At 69.7% G+C, this 17,296-nt stretch carries 16 protein-coding genes; 6 read left to right on the top strand and 10 right to left on the bottom strand.

The window, feature by feature from the left end; genetic code table 11:
- Positions 1-10: 10 nt before the first annotated feature.
- On the bottom strand, positions 11-838 hold the full coding sequence (locus ACZ6O0_RS14625; protein ID WP_465765364.1) for an SDR family NAD(P)-dependent oxidoreductase: 828 nt from the start codon (positions 836-838) through the stop codon (positions 11-13).
- Between the two features lie 70 nt (positions 839-908).
- On the opposite strand from ACZ6O0_RS14625, the gene ACZ6O0_RS14620 reads away from it, so the two are divergent.
- The gene (locus ACZ6O0_RS14620) at positions 909-1,832 is read left to right on the top strand and encodes a LysR family transcriptional regulator (protein WP_465765363.1); all 924 of its coding nucleotides are present in this window, start codon (positions 909-911) and stop codon (positions 1,830-1,832) included.
- Here ACZ6O0_RS14620 and tatA read toward each other — a convergent pair.
- Entirely contained in the window at positions 1,764-2,030 is a 267-nt protein-coding gene (gene tatA / locus ACZ6O0_RS14615) for a twin-arginine translocase TatA/TatE family subunit (RefSeq protein WP_465765362.1), read from the bottom strand. The two genes, ACZ6O0_RS14620 and tatA, sit on opposite strands and share 69 nt — an antisense overlap.
- 66 nt (positions 2,031-2,096) lie before the next feature.
- Between tatA and ACZ6O0_RS14610 the strand changes: the two genes are divergently transcribed.
- Both ACZ6O0_RS14610 and ACZ6O0_RS14605 read left to right on the top strand, forming a co-directional pair.
- On the top strand, positions 2,097-2,771 hold the full coding sequence (locus ACZ6O0_RS14610; protein WP_465765361.1) for a TIGR03089 family protein: 675 nt from the start codon (positions 2,097-2,099) through the stop codon (positions 2,769-2,771).
- 172 nt (positions 2,772-2,943) lie between these two features.
- Entirely contained in the window at positions 2,944-3,735 is a 792-nt protein-coding gene (locus ACZ6O0_RS14605; protein WP_465765360.1) for an SDR family NAD(P)-dependent oxidoreductase, read from the top strand.
- Here the strand turns inward: ACZ6O0_RS14605 and ACZ6O0_RS14600 are convergent.
- The 3 genes from ACZ6O0_RS14600 to galE all read right to left on the bottom strand — a co-directional run bounded on the left by ACZ6O0_RS14600 (position 3,710) and on the right by galE (position 8,407).
- Complete coding sequence (locus ACZ6O0_RS14600; protein WP_465765359.1) at positions 3,710-6,922, bottom strand: ATP-binding protein; 3,213 nt, start codon at positions 6,920-6,922, stop codon at positions 3,710-3,712. The genes ACZ6O0_RS14605 and ACZ6O0_RS14600 overlap by 26 nt on opposite strands.
- 22 nt (positions 6,923-6,944) lie before the next feature.
- Complete coding sequence (locus ACZ6O0_RS14595; protein WP_465765358.1) at positions 6,945-7,364, bottom strand: cyclic nucleotide-binding domain-containing protein; 420 nt, start codon at positions 7,362-7,364, stop codon at positions 6,945-6,947.
- 89 nt (positions 7,365-7,453) lie between these two features.
- Positions 7,454-8,407 carry a UDP-glucose 4-epimerase GalE gene (galE, locus tag ACZ6O0_RS14590; RefSeq protein ID WP_465765357.1) on the bottom strand — a complete coding sequence of 318 codons (954 nt, stop codon included), beginning with the start codon at positions 8,405-8,407 and terminating at the stop codon, positions 7,454-7,456.
- 66 nt (positions 8,408-8,473) lie between these two features.
- Here galE and ACZ6O0_RS14585 point away from each other — a divergent pair, with 66 nt between their 5' ends.
- The gene (locus tag ACZ6O0_RS14585) at positions 8,474-9,226 is read left to right on the top strand and encodes a phosphocholine cytidylyltransferase family protein (RefSeq protein WP_465765356.1); all 753 of its coding nucleotides are present in this window, start codon (positions 8,474-8,476) and stop codon (positions 9,224-9,226) included.
- Here ACZ6O0_RS14585 and ACZ6O0_RS14580 read toward each other — a convergent pair.
- From ACZ6O0_RS14580 to ACZ6O0_RS14570, 3 genes are all read right to left on the bottom strand, one after another.
- Positions 9,196-9,831 (bottom strand): class I SAM-dependent methyltransferase, encoded by a 636-nt coding sequence (locus tag ACZ6O0_RS14580; RefSeq protein WP_465765355.1) that lies wholly within the window; start codon positions 9,829-9,831, stop codon positions 9,196-9,198. The two genes, ACZ6O0_RS14585 and ACZ6O0_RS14580, sit on opposite strands and share 31 nt — an antisense overlap.
- Before the next feature lie 3 nt (positions 9,832-9,834).
- Positions 9,835-11,931, bottom strand: a complete 2,097-nt coding sequence (locus ACZ6O0_RS14575; RefSeq protein WP_465765354.1) for a spermine/spermidine synthase domain-containing protein — start codon at positions 11,929-11,931, stop codon at positions 9,835-9,837.
- A 63-nt stretch (positions 11,932-11,994) separates the two neighbouring features.
- The gene (locus tag ACZ6O0_RS14570) at positions 11,995-12,843 is read right to left on the bottom strand and encodes a S1 family peptidase (protein ID WP_465765353.1); all 849 of its coding nucleotides are present in this window, start codon (positions 12,841-12,843) and stop codon (positions 11,995-11,997) included.
- A 289-nt stretch (positions 12,844-13,132) separates the two neighbouring features.
- Here ACZ6O0_RS14570 and ACZ6O0_RS14565 point away from each other — a divergent pair, with 289 nt between their 5' ends.
- Both ACZ6O0_RS14565 and ACZ6O0_RS14560 read left to right on the top strand, forming a co-directional pair.
- On the top strand, positions 13,133-14,614 hold the full coding sequence (locus tag ACZ6O0_RS14565; protein WP_465765352.1) for an LCP family protein: 1,482 nt from the start codon (positions 13,133-13,135) through the stop codon (positions 14,612-14,614).
- A gap of 6 nt (positions 14,615-14,620) precedes the next feature.
- On the top strand, positions 14,621-15,625 hold the full coding sequence (locus tag ACZ6O0_RS14560; RefSeq protein WP_465765351.1) for a glycosyltransferase family 2 protein: 1,005 nt from the start codon (positions 14,621-14,623) through the stop codon (positions 15,623-15,625).
- Here the strand turns inward: ACZ6O0_RS14560 and ACZ6O0_RS14555 are convergent.
- Together ACZ6O0_RS14555 and ACZ6O0_RS14550 are read right to left on the bottom strand one after the other, a co-directional pair.
- Complete coding sequence (locus ACZ6O0_RS14555) at positions 15,622-16,377, bottom strand: ABC transporter ATP-binding protein (protein WP_465765350.1); 756 nt, start codon at positions 16,375-16,377, stop codon at positions 15,622-15,624. The genes ACZ6O0_RS14560 and ACZ6O0_RS14555 overlap by 4 nt on opposite strands.
- Positions 16,364-17,254 carry an ABC transporter permease gene (locus tag ACZ6O0_RS14550; protein WP_465765349.1) on the bottom strand — a complete coding sequence of 297 codons (891 nt, stop codon included), beginning with the start codon at positions 17,252-17,254 and terminating at the stop codon, positions 16,364-16,366. Before ACZ6O0_RS14550 ends, ACZ6O0_RS14555 begins: the two co-directional genes overlap by 14 nt.
- Positions 17,255-17,296: the final 42 nt, after the last annotated feature.

The following is a 17,296-nucleotide window of genomic DNA, read 5'->3' as shown; positions in this document are numbered from 1 at the left end:
GGCAGCAAGTTTATCGAGGGACGGACGGATTCCACGGGAGGACCTTGCCGTCGCGGACCAGTTCGCCGTACAGGGCCGGGTCGAGGTGGTCGGCCAGGATCAGGTCGACGATCGGTACGACGGCGTCGGCGGGGGACTTCGCCTGGCTGAAGTCGTCGAACCACGGCCGGGAGGCGCGGGTGTCGACGAGCCCGGGGCAGACCGAGGCGACCAGGGTCCCGTCGGCGAGATCCCGCGTACGCCGGTCCGCGGCGACCGCTCGTACTGCGGCGACCTGCGCCACCTTCGACGGGAAGTTGATCCACTCCGGCCAGCCCGGCTCGCCCGTGTGGATGGCCGCCCGCCAGTCCTCGACCGCCTGCTCGACCTCCTCGAGCGTCACGCCGTCGAACCGCGGCCACAGCTCCTCCGGCAGATGGTCGAGCGTCCCGAGCGAGCTCGCCACCACGATCAACCGGCCACCCGGCTTCAGGATCGGCCCGAAGGACCGCAGCACCGCCTGAGCCCCGAGATTGGCGACGTCGATGAACACGTCGGCTTGCTCGGCCTGGGTCCGATCCGGCTGCAACGGGCCGACCGCGTTGGAGATCACGATGTCGACCGCTCCGAGCTCGGCCGCCAGGGCCGCGACCGCGTCGGCATCCGTCACATCGAGCACTCGCCCCTCGACGCGGGCGACTCCCTTCACCCGACGAACCGCCTCGGAGACCCGCTGCGGGTCCCGGCCGGTGAGAAGGACCAGGTCGTCAGGGTCCAAGCGATTCGCCAGAGCCTCGACGAAGGCGAAACCGATGCCTTGGTTGGCGCCGGTGACCAGGGCTATGCGTTGTTCTGTCATATCGCCAACGTAGGGCGGCCGGATCCATGACTCCAACGAAACTTCAGCACAGGTAGTATGCGTAAACGTCATGGACTTCAGCGATGTCTCCCTGGTGGCGCTGCGGGTGTTCCGCGAGGTCGCGGAGCGCGGCACGTTCACCGCGGCGGCGACCGCGCTCGGGTACACCCAATCCGCGGTGTCCCGGCAGATCGCGTCCCTCGAGCGGGCCGCGGGCGCGCCGCTGCTGGAGCGACGGCGCGAAGGCGTGCTGCTCACCGCGGCCGGTCACGTCGTTCTGCGGAATGCCGCCGGTGTGCTGGATCAGCTCGACGCGACCGCCCGGGAGCTCGCCGGGCTACCGGCCGCCGGCGGGACGGTGCGACTGGGCTGGTTCCCGAGCGCCGGCGCCGTGTTGTTGCCGCGGGCAATCAGTGCGCTCCGGAGGTCGCATCCGTCGATCACGGTGACGACGCGGGAAGGCTCGACCCCGGCACTGGTGCGGGCACTGCGGGCCGGGACCCTCGAGTTGGCGCTGCTGGCGTCCGCGCCACCGTTCCGGCCGCCGGACGCGGAGTCACCCGCGCTCAAGCTGGAGACGCTGGCCGAGCGGAGCCTGCGGCTGGCGGTGCCAACCAGTCATCCGCTCGCGGCACACGACTCGGTGGATGTCGCCGACCTGCGCGGTCAGCGCTGGATCGCCGGACCGGCGGCCGGTGAGGAGTTGCTGATGGGTGTCTGGCCGGGGCTCGACGAGCGGCCGGTGATCGCGCACACGGTCCGCGACTGGCTGGCGAAGCTGCAGCTCGTCGCGGCCGGTGCGGGGCTGACCACGATCTCCGTGTCGATGGCCCCGGCGGCGCCACCCGGTGTCCGCGTGGTGACCGTGCGCGGTGGCTCGAAGGAGTTGCGCCGTACGATCCTGGCCCGGTTGCCCGGCCGGATGTCAGAGCCCGCGGCGCTCCTCGCCGACGCTCTCCGGACCGCCGCCCTCGAGGTCGGCGCGGCCGGCTGACCCGGTCCCGGCGGCCGGCTCGCCCGCCCCGACCTCGGGGGTCTCGTCCTCGCCGGACCTGGCCTTGTTGAACTCGTTCATCGCCCGAGCCGCGTTCTTGGTGAGCTCCGGCAGCTTCTTCGCGCCGAAGAGCAGCACCACGATGATCAGAATCACGACCCATTCGCCACCTTGCGGCAGCTCGAGCTGTGGCACCATCACAAGCCTTCTTTCGCTGAATCCCCCACCAAAGTACGTCGGCGCGCGAACCGTAGGGTGGGCCATATGTCACGAGTTCTGCCCGAGCTGTTCGCGGCCGCGGTCCGCCGGGACGGCGCCGGCCCGTTCCTCACCTACTACGACGACGCGAGCGGCGAGCGGATCGAGCTGAGCGCGCTCACCACCGCGAACTGGGTCGCCAAGACCGCGAACCTGCTGGTCGACGAGTACGACCTGGAGGCCGGCGAGACCGTCGCGATCGGCCTGCCGCCGCACTGGCTCGGCGTGGTCTGGGCGCTGTCCACCTGGTCGGTCGGGGCGTCGCTGACCAGCGGCACCGGCTCGCTCGCGATCACCGGGCCGGACTTCGGGATCCGGGGCTCGCGGGAGACCGTCGCCTCCGCGCTGCTCCCGCTCGGCGGCCGGTTCCGGGAGCCGCTGCCGGACGGGATCCACGACTACGGTGCCGAGGTCTACAACCACCCGGACGTCTTCGTCCCGTTCGACCCGCCGACACCCACGTCCCCGGCGTACGACGACCTCACCCACGACGACCTGATCGGTACGGCGGAACCCGTCACCGACCGGATCCTGGTGACGCGGGACCTGGTCGCGCGCGACGGGGTGGGACTGCTCGTCGGGGTGATCTCCGGAGGTGGTTCGATCGTCCTCTGCCGCAACCTCGACGCCGCCAAACTGGAGCGCCGGATCGCGGACGAGAAGGTCGATCGGATGTGCTGAGTCGGAGCATCGTGCAGCAGCTCCGGTGTCCAGGGAGGTGCATCGCAAGGCGGAGAAGCTGCCTCGATGCGGGGTTCATCGTGGCCGCTTCTCCAACGCAGCGAGGTGCCTTCCTGGACACCGGAGATGCTGTGCGAGGCTTCGACTCAGCACATCTCATGATGGAGGGGTAATGCGGCGGTTCGAGGGGCGGGTGGCATTCGTCACGGCGGGGGCACAGGGGATCGGCGCGGCCGTGGCACGACGGCTCGCGGACGAGGGCGCGTCCGTGGTGGTGACCGATCTCCAGGAGGAGAAGGTGGCCGAGGTCGCGGCCGGGATCGGCGAGCAGGCGCTCGGTCTGCGCCTCGACGTGACCAGCCGGGACGACGTCGACAGGGCGGTGGCGGCCGCGGTCGAGCGGTTCGGCCGGCTGGACGTGGTGGTGAACAACGCCGGCGGCTGCATCGTGACGTCCGCCCCCGAGGACACCACCACCGAGGAGTGGCACCGGCAGCTCGACCTCACGCTGGTCGGCGCGGCCCGGTGCATCCAGGCCGCGCTCCCGCACCTGGTGAAGACCCGCGGCAACGTCGTCACGATCAGCTCGGTCAACGGCCTGGCCGCCTTCGGCAACATCGAGTACGCCGCCGCCAAGGCCGGCCAGATCGCGATGACGGTGAACTACGCCGCGCGGTACGGCGAGCTCGGCGTCCGCTTCAACGTGGTTGCCCCCGGCACCATCCGGACGCCGAACTGGGACAGCCAGCCGGACACCCTCGAGCTGTTCTCGAAGATGTACCCGCTCGGCCGGGTCGGCGAGCCCGAGGACATCGCCGCCGCGGTCGCGTTCCTGGCCTCCGACGACGCCGCCTGGATCACCGGCCACACCTTGCCCGTCGAAGGCGGCGTACTGACCGGCCCGCGCGGCGTCATGGACCTGACCCCGTCCGGCGCCTTCAAGAAGGAGTATCCCCAGAGCTGAACAGCTGCTCGGCCTGCTCCGCAGCGGCGGGGTCGCCGGTGGTGCGGTGCAGGCCGCGCAGCGCGTGGGCCTGCTCGAGTTTGTTGCCGAAGGCACCCCAGTCGGCCGCGGCTCGCGCGAAGCCGGCGGCGGCCGTCGCGGTGTCGCCGCGGTGTTCGGCGAGCAGCGCCTGAGCCGTCGTCGCCGAGTACTCGCGCATCGGCAGCACCGGCTCCACGAAGTCCGCGAGCGCGCCGCCCGCCTCGGCATGACCGGCGGCGAGCGCGGCCCGCACCAGCGACGGCAGCCGGGCATCGAACTCCAGGCTGCCGCGCAGGTGCGAGAGCGACGCAAGCAGCCTGAGGATCTCCAGGACGCCGTCCGAGTCGCCGTCGCGGGCCCGGGTCGTCGCCGCGGGCGAGGCCGCGGTGGCGATCAGATCCGGCCAGCCCGCGTCGACCGCCAGCCGGTACGCCTCTTCGGCGGAATCCCGGGCGCCCGGGACTCCGGACTCGACCTCTGCCACCGCCAGCGCCGAGAGGACCTCGATGCGCCGCAAGGTGGTGAACGCCGGTCCGGGGTGCTCGAGCTGGGCCCGGCAGTCCGCGATGGCCCTGTCCGGCCGGCCTTTCTCGATGATCAATTGCAGGACCGTGCAACTGAGCTGCTGCTCCATCTCGGCCAACCGGCGCCGGGCGGCGAACTCACGCGCGGTGTCCAGCTCGTCCAAGGCGACCACCGGCCCCTCGATCTGCCACAGCAGCCAGCCGTAGTTCAGCCAGGTCACCGCGGCGTCGCGGCCCTGGCCGAGTTCGAGCAGGGCGGCAAGCGCCTCCTTGACGTCGACCAGGCCGCCGGTGTCGCCCTGGCCGACCCGGGCGAGCCCACGGGCCTCGAGCGCCCGTTGCGGCACGGCGTACCCGTGCTCGGCCGCCATCCGCAGGGCGCGGTCCGCCGCGACGATCGCATCCTGACGACGGCTGGCGACCATCCGGATGGTCGCCTGGCCGGACAGCAGCTGGACCAGGTCCTCGCTCGGCCCGAGATCCTCGAGCATCGCGACCGCCCGGTCGACCGTCGCCAGGCTCTCCTCCATGGTGTTCAGCGCGTACGTCGACGCCCGTAAGGTGCGAGCCAGCCCGCGGACGTCGCCGGTCGCCTCGAATCCGGCGATCGCCTCGCGGTAGGCGGTCCGCGCGTCGTCGAGCCGGCCGGCCAGGAACGCCGCCCAGCCCCAGCGCGCCAGGACGGCCGGACGTGCCGGATCCCCGGCCGGGGTGAGCCCGAGCGCGCGGTCGAGCAGGGCCATCGCCTCGCTGGCATCGAGGTTCATCGCCAGCTCGGCGGCCATCAGCTGGTAGTCGCGGGCCCGTGGCGCGATCGCCGCGACCGCGTCGGAGTCGCCGACCGCCGCAGACAGATCGAGTGCGGTGCTGAGGTGGTACGCGATCAGGCTCGGAGTCTCGGCCTGACAGGTGGGGCAACGCAGCTCGAGCCAGTCAGCGGCGGCGAGATGCCGCGCCGACCGGGCCGCCCGCGGCACCTGGCTGTAGGCGACGTCGCGGGTCAGTGCGTGCCAGAAGGTGTACTCGTGCTGGCCCAGCATCGCCGACCGCCGGACCGGACGCACCAACTCCTTGCGGGCCAGCTCCTGCAGTGCCTGGACGACCTCCCCCGGCTCCCGGCCGGACAGGGCCCCGACAGCTTCGGCCCAGAACACCGCGCCGATCACCGCCGCGTCGGCGAGCAGTGCCTTGCGATCGGGCTCCAGCGTGTCCAGCCGGGCCGCGATGAGCGCGGCGATGCCGGCGGGCAGCTCGGCGGAGGCAGCTTGGTCCGGGCCGCACTCGGTCACGACCCGGGCGAGCTCCTCGGCGTACAGGGGGTTGCCGTCGGCACGGTGGACCAGGCGCCGGCGGGTCTCGTCCGGGACGTCCTGACCGGCGAACATCTCGATCAGCAGTTGATCGGTCTCGTCAGCCGTCAACGGCGACAGGCCGACGGTGAGGGAGTTCTGCACCCCGCGGGTCCACCGCGGGGTGCGTTCGAGCAGCTCGGGGCGGGCGGTGACGACGACCAGCAGCGGCAGGTCGGTCAGCCATTCGGCCAGGTGATCGACGAAGGCGAGCATCGCGTCCGTCGCCCAGTGCAGGTCCTCGAACACCAGAACCACAGGTGACTGCTCCGCGAACGACTCCAGCAGTTGCCGCCAGGCCGCGAACGACTCCTCCTGGGCCACCGTCTCCGGCGGCCCGGAACGATCGACGCCGACCAGCGCTCCGACGCGGGCATGCAGCCAGGCACGCTCGGCGTCGTCCGGCAGGATCGCATCGAGCTTGTCCGCGACCTGCGCCGGCGGATCGGTGTCCAGGACGCCGGCCTGGACCTTGAAGATCTCCGCGATCGGCCCGAACGGCGTCTCGCCGTACGGCATCGAGCGGCCCTCGCGCCAGGTGACGAGCTCGTCGTGCTGATCCAGCCAGGCAGCAAGCTCCGCGACCAGGCGCGACTTGCCGATCCCCGGCTCGCCCAGCAGCGTGACGAACTGCGGCACCCGCTCCGCGACAGCCTTCTCGAACGCCGTGCACAGCAAGGTGAGATCGCGCTGCCGGCCGACCATCGGCGTACTGAGGTCGCGGATCACGTCCGCACCGAACCGGGCCCGCGGCGGTCCGGCCCGCCAGCGTTCGACCGGGTGGCTGATTCCCTTGGCCACCACGGATTCCAGCGCTTCGTAGCCGAACACGCGACTCGTCGCCGAGTAGGTGCCGGCCCCGACCACGACCGCGCCGACCGGTGCCGAGGCCTGCAACCGGGCGGAGGTGTTGACGACCATGCCGGTGACGAACGGCTCGCCGAGCTCGGGACGCGCGCTCAGCTGCACCAGGGCCTCACCGGTCTCGATCCCGATCCGGACCTCCAGCGGCCCGCCCGGCAGCACGCGCACCGCGTCGAGGACGGCCAGGCCGGCCCGGACCGCCCGTTCGGCGTCGTCCTCCCGGGACCGGGGTGCGCCGAACACGGCCAGGATGGCGTCCCCGGCGAACTTCTCGACCGTCCCGCCGTACCGCTCGACCGTCTGCCGCAGGGTCGAGTGGTACGGCGCCAGCCAGCGGCGGACGTCCTCGGGGTCGGCGGCCTCGGAGGCGGTGGTGAAGCCGACCAGGTCGCAGAACAGCACCGAGACGACCTTGCGCTCCTCGGTCATCGGGCCGCTCGAGCCGATCGGCTCAGTCCTCGGACTCGAGCGAGCGGATCCGGGCGGTCAGTGCCTTGAGCAGCGCCTGGGCGACGTCCGGGTTCTCCTTCACGACCGGCTCGAAGGCCAGCGCGGACAGCGCGAACGTGCGCAGCCCGTCCGGCCCGGCCACCACGGTCGCGGACCGCGGCCGGCCGTCGATCATCGAGATCTCACCGAAGTAGTCCCCCACCTTCAGCGGCGCGCGGACGACACCGTTGACCTCCACGTCGGCCGAACCCTCCAGCACCACCTGCAGACCGGCGTCGTTCGCACCCTGCTCGATCACGTGGCTGCCGGCGTTGACCGTCAGCGTGGTGCCACGCTCGATCAGGTCCGACAGCGTGTCCTTCGACAGCCCTTCGAAGAGGTCGATCTTCGCCAGGAACTGCGGCAGGCTCTCGTAACTCATGGATCGCACCCCTCGATCGGTGCCCGGCACGGGCAGTTCTGTGAACTGCGCCACAGGCTACAACCGGCGAGGGATCGCCCACCACGATTTCAGCTCTTCGGCCAGGCCTCCCACGCCGTCGCGAACATCTGGTCGACGGTGTAGGTGTTCTTCCAGTCCAGGTCGCGGGCGGCCAGCTCGCCGTCGGCGACAACGCGCGACGGGTCGCCGGGCCGGCGCGGACCCTCGGTCGGGGTGAAGTCGATACCGGTGACTCGGCGGGCGGCGTCCATGATCTCGCGGACCGACGTACCCGTTCCGCTGCCCAGGTTGTAGACGCGCTCCAGGGTCCTGCCGGCGTCCAGGGCGCGGGCCGCGGCGACGTGGGCGCGGGCCAGGTCGGCGACGTGCACGTAGTCCTTGACGGAGGTGCCGTCCGGCGTCGGGTGGTCGCTGCCGTAGATCTGCGGCACCTTGCCCTGGGTGAGCAGATCGCACACGATCGGGAACAGGTTGTACGGGCTGGCGTCGTACACCGTCGGGTCGCCGGAACCGACCACGTTGAAGTAGCGCAGCGAGGTGTGGTGCAGCTCGGTCGCGGCGGCCTGGTCCCGGAGCAGCCACTCCCCGACCAGCTTCGACTCGCCGTACGGGCTCTGCGGGTCCGGCGCCGTCCGCTCGGTCACCACCTCGTCCTTCGGGGTGCCGTAGACACCCGCGCTGGACGAGAAGACGATGTTCCGGATCTCCTTCTCCGCCATCGCCTCCAGGAGCGACACCATCGCGGTCACGTTCTGTGTGTAGGTGTGCAGCGGCCGCTCCACCGAGACACCGGCGTACTTGAACCCGGCCAGGTGCACGACCCCGCTGACCCCCTCCAGCGCCTCACGGACCGCCGTCCCGTCGAGCAGGTTCGCCCGCACGAACGGCACCCCGTCCGGCACGAACTCGGCCTTCCCGCTCGACAGGTCGTCGATGACCACCACATCGATCCCGTCGGACAGGAACGCCCGCACCACATGAGCCCCGATATACCCAGCACCACCAGTCACAAGCCACGTCATGTCCCCGATGGTGCCACCAGCTCCCGATCCGGCGCGCTCAGACGGGCCGAACTCGTACCATGGGACATGATCGGACTGGTTCTCGCCGCCGGCGCGGGTCGCCGCCTCCGCCCGTACACGGATACGTTGCCCAAGGCATTGGTTCCGATCGGCCCGGAGACCACCGTCCTCGACCTCACGCTGGCGAACTACGCGGCGGTCGGGATCACCGACGTGGCGATCGTGGTGGGGTATGCGGCGGAGGCGGTCGAGGCCCGCGTTCCGCAGCTGGAACGGCGGTACGGCGTGGCGCTCGAACTGGTCTACAACGACAAGGCCGAGACGTGGAACAACGCGTACTCGTTGTGGTGTGCGCGCGATCACCTGAGCTCGGGGGTGATGCTGGCGAACGGCGACACCGCCCACCCGGTGTCGGTCCAGCAGACCCTGCTCGACGCCCGCGGGGACAACCGGCAGATCATTCTCGCCCTCGACACCGTGAAGCCTTTGGCCGAAGAGGAGATGAAGGTCATCTGGTCGGAGCACGCCGGTGTCGAGCGCATCACCAAACTGATGGACCCGGCCACCGCGTCCGGCGAGTACATCGGCGTCACCCTGATCGAGCCCACCGCCGCGGCCGACCTCGCCACCGCCCTCCGCAAGACCTGGGAGCGCGATCCGCACCTGTACTACGAGGACGCCTACCAACTCCTCGCCGACCAGGGCCTCCGCCTCGATGTCGCCCCGATCGGCACCGTCGACTGGGTAGAGATCGACAACCAAGCAGACCTCACCCGCGCCCGCAAAATCTACGCGGCCAGAGTCGCCAACCAGAAGTAGCTGAGGTCGGTCCACTCGATCGCGGCCGGCGACACGTCTGCCGTGAACTGCCAGACCGTGGGGAAGTTCTTCAGCACCTCGTACGTACGGCCGTCGGACAGTTGCCGGGTCTGGTAGGTGTCGCCGTCCGCCGTGGTTCGCGTGATCGGGTGGTTGCTGCCTTCCACATAACGGTTGTCGGCCAGGATCACCACCCCACCCGGCTCGACCCGATCCAGGAGCCCCGCGGCGAACCGGCGTACGTCGGCGCGTGGGACGTGGGACCAGAAGAAGCCGGCGAAGATCGCGTCGAACCGGCCGGCGATGGCACCGAGGTCGTAGGCGTCGGCGACCTGGAAGCGCACCTCGCCCGGCCCGTACGCACGGGTCCGGGCGACGGCGAGCGTCTCGTCGTTCAGGTCCGTCGCCAGCACCGACTGGGCCGAGGACGACAGCGCCGTCGTCCAGTAGCCCGTGCCGGCGGCGAGCTCCAGGACCGACCGGCCGGTGACCAGGGGTGGCAGGAGGGCCCGCAGGCGGGCGAGGTCCTCCTGCCGTTCCGGCTTCGCGTAGACGGCGTCGTACTCCGTCGCGCGGTCGCGGTAGTAGCCGGCCAGGTCGCTCATCGGTCAGGTCCTCGTCACCTGGCGGATCTTGGGGGTGAGGATGAAGGCGCCCAGGTAGAGGAGGGCCGCGATGATCAGGAGGCCGTCGAAGCCGATGATCAGGGCGGCGTACTCGAGGCAGCCGCCGAGCATGGCGCCGAGGAGGTTGGCGCCGAAGGACGCGGTGCCGTCGGCGGTGTCGGTGAAGCGCTTGGCGAAGATGACGTTCGCGGCGAAGATCGGCAGGAACGCGATCAGCACGGCGACCAGCGCGCGCAGGCCGACCGGCATCCCGAGCAGCCACTCGTCCGGGAACACCCATGCCAATGCCAGCCCGCCGAACAGGACGGCGTACATGATCTTCACCGGTGGCGTCTTGAAGCGTCTGGTCACTTCGACCGCGGCCAGCACCGCCACCAGCACCCCGGCGAACACGATCGCGTTCACGACCCACGTCGTACCGAAGAGCAACGCGAACCCGGTGATGCTCTTCGTCTCCAGCAACATGAACCCGGCACCCAGCAGGAACAGATCCGCGTACGGGCGCATCCGCCGGTACGACGATCCGCCGCCGGCGATCCCGACCCCGATCAGACCGGCGACCAGGACCAGGCCGAGCGTGACCAGGTAGAGCGACGGGATCCGGTCGGTGAACAGGTACAGGAACGGGCGGTTGTCGGTCGCGGGCGGCGGCGTGATCGAGGTCGGCCCGGCCCACGCGTTCTGGCACGTCTGGTCCTGCTCGGTCAGACCGACCGTCACCACCGCCTGCTGCAGGTCGTCGCCGACCTTGTCCACACACGGCTTGTGCCCGAACGCCTGCTGCGCCGTCGACGCCAGCCGGTCGATCAGCCAGGTCTCGCGGTAGTAGTTGTACATCGCGAACGCGCCACCCGGATTGAGGTGGTCACGCGCGGACTCGAACGCCTGCTGGGTGAACAGGTAGCTCTCCAGCCGCAGCGAGCTCGCGCCGTTCACCAGCGTCAGCGAGTCCGGCAGCGCCAGCAGGATCAGGTCGTACTTCTTGTCGGTCCGGGACAGGAACGCCCGCCCGTCGTCGATGTGCGACGAGACCCGCGGGTCCTGGTACGGCCGGTCCGGGTGCAGCGCCTTGCCGATGTCACGGATCCGCGGGTCGATCTCGACCGCGTCGACGTGCTCCGCGCCCTTCTTGAGCGCGATCGCAACGTCGGATCCGGACCCGGCCCCGATGATCAGCACGTTCTTCGGCGCCTTGCCGACGTTCGCCCTCTCGTACGGCAGGCCGTACTGCGGCTCCCACTGCAACCGCGCGTCGGCCGGGATCGCCTGCTGGTGCGGGACGCCGTTCACGGTGATCGTCAGCAGCGGCACGTTCTGCCAGGTGAAGGCCTTGGTCTGCACCTTGTAGTACGGCGACCAACTGTTCTCCGGCCGGGTCGACTCGTGGAAGAGCACCCCGAGCATCACCAGCAGTGGTGCGAGCACCATCCCGGCACTCAGCCCGAGGGCGACGACGCTACGACCGGTCGCGACGCCGGACCGTTGCCGCGGGATCATCAGCACGGCGAACATCACCGTGACGATCAGCCCCCACCAGATCGGCGGCGCACCCAGGAACGACAAGCCGGTGAAGCCCGCGATCCCGATCAGGCTGCCGATCAGGTCGAACCGGTACGCCGTCAGTCGTGGCAACTCGGCGAAACACCGGCCGACCAGCTCGGCCGGACCGGCCAGCACCACCGCGGCCGCGACGAAGATGATCGGCAGGATCACCCACACCGGCGGGCCGGTGGTGTTCAGGCTGGTGAAGTAGATGACACTCGACGAGCTGCCGCGGTCGACCGTGACCGGCTTCCACGCGATCACCAGGACGAGCAGGCCGAGCATGATCGGCGAGTAGTACGGCAGCCGTTTCGCCCGGCCGGACCGCAGGATGCCGATCCCGATGCCGAGGAACGAGCCGAGCAGCACGAAGTTCGAGAAGTAGCTGAGATGGACCACGTTCGAGCCGGTCCAGCGGATCAGCGCGAGCTCGGTGAAGAGCATCAGCGCACTGGACGCGACCAAGCGGGTCCGGACCCCGAGGGGGCTCGGCCACTTCGACGTACTGACCTGGTCAGTGGAGGAGTCGACTGCCATGCGGGGCGACGTTACCGGATATCGAAGTGGTGTGCGTCACCCCGCACTCGTCGTGACAGAGGGTCAGTGACGGGCGGCCGGCTTCGGCAACTGGCACCCCGACTTGTTCAGGTCGATCGCGCGCGTGGCGGTCAGGCAGGTGTAGAGCCACCAGGTCTGCTGGCCGTACGCCGCGCCCTGGTCGACCGTGACATTGCCGTTGGAGTCGACCTCGCACGGGTTGTTCACCGTGCACCGCTCGCCGTCCTCGTTACCGGTGTTGTTCACGCCGATCACCTCGCCGGTCGACGTGCTCACCACCGGGGATCCCGACGTACCGCCGATCGTCTCGCAGCCGGGCTGCTGGTACTTGATCGAGTTCTGCCAGGTCCAGTCGCCCTCGCGCAGCTGCGGGATCGTCGCCTGCACCGAGCAGGTGTAGATGCGCTTCCAGTAGCCGGACACGACCGCCATCCCGGCGCCGTTCGCCGGGCCCTGCTTGGCCAGCGTGAGCGGCGAGACGTTGAGGCGGCTCTTGATCGAGGCGTAGCTCTCGTTCACCTCGTAAACGATCATGTCGGTCTTGGTCATGGTGCCGAAGAGGATCCGGCGCGCGCGCACGGTGCCGGCCCGGCTGGAGTCCGGCCGCAGCAGCGTGATCGAGCGGGACGACGCACGGTTCACCAGCACCTGCCCTGGCTGCAGGAACCCACCTTCGTAGCAGTGGCCGTTGGTGAGTACGAGCGCTCTGTCGGTGCCGACCGACTCGGCGTACCGGACGAGGGACGCGGAGCAGTTGCTCAGCGCGGCGATCCCGGTGAAGTCGGCACCGGGTGCCTGGACAGCGGGTTCGAATGCCTGGGCCGACGTGGTGCCGACCAGCGTGGTGGCGACTACCGCGGTGGCAGCCAGAAGTGTTCGGAACAGTTTCATGGGCGGTTTCCCTGTTCTCGGTGGATGACTCAGTCTCACTGAGTGTGCTTGGAAGACTTCGTAACGCATGCGGATGCCGCTCACCATCACAGCTGCGTGACGGCGGGTGTACGCACGGGTTTTCCTGCGCTCCGTGAGAGGACTGCTACTCTTCGTCTCCGGGTCCGCCTCTGCTCGAACCATCAGCTCGCCCGGCACGTCGTACCGGGTGAGGGTGTGGACGACAAGGTACGGTCGACTGCAGTACCGGCCCGCCGTGCCGCGTGAGATCTGAGAACGGAAGGACGTCATGCCGCAGGAGAAACCTGACCTGCGCAATCTCGGGGAGCCGGTGCGGTTCAAGCGGGCCTTGGCGCTCGTCCTGATGACACTGGTGCTGCCCGGATCGGCGCAGATCGTGGCCGGCAGCAAGCGGGCCGGTCGCTGGGCCTGGCGCATCGTCGCCGGGCTGATCGCGATCGTCGTGTTCCTGGTGCTGCTCGGCCTGGTCTGGCGGTCCGGCACGATCAACCTGATGGCGCGGCCGGGCACCCTGCGGATCGTCCAGATCCTGCTGATCCTGCTCGCGATCGGCTGGGCCGCACTGTTCGTCGACGCCTACCGGCTCGGCCAGCCGCTGACGCTGGAGCGCAATCACCGGCTCATCACCAGCATCCTCGACGGCGTCCTGGTGTTCACGGTCGCCGGTGCGCTGATCTACGGCAGTGTGATCGTGAACACCCAGCGCGACTTCGTCGCCAGCGTGTTCGGCAGCGGGCAGAAGTCGAAGGCCGAGAAGGGCCGCTACAACGTCCTGCTGATGGGCGGCGACTCCGGCGCGGACCGGATCGGCACCCGCCCGGACAGCATGACGGTGGCCAGCATCGACGCGGACACCGGCCGGACCGTCCTGATCGGCCTGCCGCGGAACCTGGCCAAGGTGCCGTTCCCGGCCGGTACGGCGATGGCCAAGCAGTTCCCCGAGGGCTTCCAGTGGAAGAACTGCGGCGCCGAGTGCCTGCTCAACGCGGTCTACACGTACGCCGCCGACCACAAGAGCCTGTTCCCCGGCGACCCGAACCCCGGTGAGACCGCGACCACGCAGGCGATCGAGGCGGTCACCGGGCTGAAGATCAACTACTTCGTGCTGATCGACCTGGCCGGTTTCCGGGACCTGCTCAACGCGGTCGGCGGGATCACCCTGGACATCGGCAAGCGGGTCCCGATCGGCGGCGGCAGTTCGCCGATCAAGGGCTACATCGAGGCCGGCAAGAACCAGCACCTGGACGGCTACCACGCGCTCTGGTTCGCCCGGTCCCGGGCCGAGTCGTCGGACTACGAGCGGATGGCCCGGCAGAAGTGCGTCATGTCGGCGATGCTGAACCAGCTGTCGCCGCAGACCGTGCTGACCAAGTTCCAGGGCATCGCCTCGGCCAGCAAGCAGGTGGTCAAGACCAGCATTCCGGCCAGTGAGCTGGGAACTTTCACCGACCTCGCGCTGGACGCGAAGAAGCTGCCGGTGTCAAGCTTCTCCGCGGTCCCGCCGTTGATCCACACCGGCGATCCCGACTTCGCACTGATCCGTACCAAGGTCGCCGAAGCCATCGCGAAGTCGGAAGCGCTGGACAAGGCGGGCTCGGGGGGAGACGGTAAGACTTCGAACACTCCGCGTAGCACCACCAGCAAGCCGACCACCAGTACGACGAAGAAGCCGAGCACACCGAAACCCGGCAGCTCGGCCACCACACCCGCCACCGGCGTCGACGACGTCGCTTCGATCTGTAAGGCCTGACCTGATATGCCGCTGTCCCACTGGCCGCCCGTGTCCGTCGTGATGCCCGTGCTGAACGAGGAACGTCACCTGGAGGAAGCGGTCGGCCGCGTCCTCGACCAGGACTACCCCGGCGAGCTGGAGGTCGTGCTCGCCATCGGCCCGAGCAAGGACCGGACCCAGGAGATCGCGGACAAGCTGGCCGACCGCGACCCGCGGATCAGCATCGTGCCGAACCCGACCGGCAAGACGCCGGCCGCGCTGAACGTCGGCATCGCGCACGCCAAGCACGACATCCTGGTCCGGGTCGACGGCCACGGCGCCCTCACCGACGGCTACATCACCCGGGCCGTCGAGGTCCTCGACGAGAGCGGCGCGGACAACGTCGGCGGCGTAATGGCGGCCGAGGGCCGCACGCCGACCGAGATGGCGGTCGCCTGCGCCTACCGGTCCCGGCTGGGCCTGGGGGCGTCGACGTTCCACCAGGGCGGCAAGGCCGGGCCGGCCGACACCGTCTACCTGGGCGTGTTCCGGCGGGCCGCGCTCGAGCGCGTCGGCGGCTTCGACGAGACCATGCACCGGGCCCAGGACTGGGAGCTGAACTACCGGATCCGCAAGACCGGCGGCCTGATCTGGTTCAGCCCCGACCTGTCCGTCACCTACCGGCCGCGCTCGTCGCTGTCGGCGGTCGCGAAGCAGTTCTTCCACACCGGCCAGTGGCGCCGCGAGGTCATCCGCCGGCACCCCGAGACCGCGAACAAGCGCTACCTGGCGCCGCCGGTCGCGGTCATCCTGCTGGCCGTCGGCACCATCCTCGGCATCATCGGCGTGATCACCGGTAGCAGCTGGCTCGACCTCGGCTTCCTGGCTCCGCTCGGGTACGCCCTGCTCCTGCTGGCCGGCTCGGCGGTCGAAGGCCGCTACCTGCCCTGGAAGGCGCTGCTCTGGATGCCATTGGTCTGCGCCACCATGCACGTCTCCTGGGGCCTCGGCTTCCTGCTGGGCCTCCGCGAGCAGCCGAAGGCCGTCTAGCCTCTGGTCTCCTTGAGGTAGGCGGCGACGACCTCGTCGGCGGTGCCGTCGAGGCGCAGGACGCCGGAGTCCAGCCAGATGGCGCGGTTGCAGGTGTCGAGGACGACGTCGAGGCTGTGGCTGACCAGGAACACCGTGCCGGCCTGGTCGCGCAGGTCGCGGATCTTGCGTTCGGACCGGACCCGGAACTCGGCGTCCCCGGTCGCCAGCGCCTCGTCCACGAGCAGGATGTCGTGCGTCTTCGCCGACGCGATCGCGAACTTCAGCCGCGCCGCCATCCCGGACGAGTACGTCGACATCGGCAGATCGATGAAGTCGCCGATCCCGGAGAACTCGACGATCTCGCCGTACCGCTGCTCGATCTCGGCCGGCGACATGCCCATCGCGAGACAGCCCAGGACGACGTTCCGGTCGCCGGTGAGGTCGTTCATCATCGCGGCGTTGACCCCGAGCAGCGACGGCCGCCCGCCCGTGTAGACCACGCCGGCCGCGGGTGGCAGCAGCCCGGCGATCGCACGCAGCAGCGTCGACTTGCCCGAGCCGTTGCGGCCGATCACGCCGATCGCATCGCCTTTGTAGGCGGTGAAACTGACGTCCCTGACCGCGTGCACCTCGCGGATCGTCGGCCGGTCCTGGCGCTTCAGGATCCGCCGGAACGCGGTCGCCGCCGTACCCTTGCCGCCCTGGCCGGCGATCACCTTGTAGATGATGTCCACGTGGTCGGCGATGACCGTCGGTTCAGCCACGTCCATAGCGGTCCTCCGCACGCCAGAAGTAGACGAACCCGGCCGCCAGCATCACGAACGACCAGACGATCGCGATCGTCCAGGCGTGCGGCAGCTGGTTGCGCTGGTGCTCCTCGAGCAGCGAGCGCCGGACGATGTCGATGTACGCCGAGATCGGGTTGAACGCGAGCACCTGGACCACCCAGCCCGGGGCGTCGAGCTGGGCCAGCTTGCCCGGCAGCGAGAAGAAGATCCCGGACGCGTACAGCCAGGTCCGGGTGATGAACGGCAGCAGCTGGCTGACGTCCGAGACGAACGTGCCGATCCGCGCGAAGACCAGCGTGATCCCGACGTTGAACATGACCTGCAGGAGCAGCGCCGGGACGACGAGCAGCCAGCGCCAGGCGAGTCCGTCGGTCAGGCCGACGATCACGAACAGGATGCCCATCGAGACGAGCATCTGGTTCAGCTCGTTGAGCACGTAGGCCAGCGGCAGCGTCGCGCGCGGGAAGTGCAGGGTGCGGATCAGCGACAGGTTCAGCGCCAGGGAGCGGGAGCCTTCGGTCATGCACCGCTGGGTGAACGTGAAGACGAAGATCCCGCTGAGCAGGAACGCGACGTAGTTGTCGATCCCGTTCTTGGTGCCGAGCAGGACACCGAAGGCGAGGTAGTAGACCGCCGCGTTGAGCAGCGGTGTCAGCACCTGCCAGACCGAGCCGAGGCGGGCCCCGGCGTACATGGCGTAGGTGCGGGCGGTGGCGTAGCTGAGGACGAACTGGCGACGGCTCCACAGCTCGCGCAAGTACGACCCGAGCGGAGGGCGGATCGAGCTCTTCGAGAGTCCGTAGCGTTCGGCCAGCGCCGCCGGGTCGGTCAGCCCAGTCGAATCTGCGGCGGTCGGCATTGCGCAAATGTACTGCGCTCTGTGATGCCCTCGTGACGCAGG

The sequence above is a fragment of the Kribbella sp. NPDC048837 genome (genome assembly GCF_055586945.1).
The sequence above is the reverse complement of the archived record's forward strand: the minus strand, read 5'-3'. Positions and strand labels throughout refer to the sequence as shown.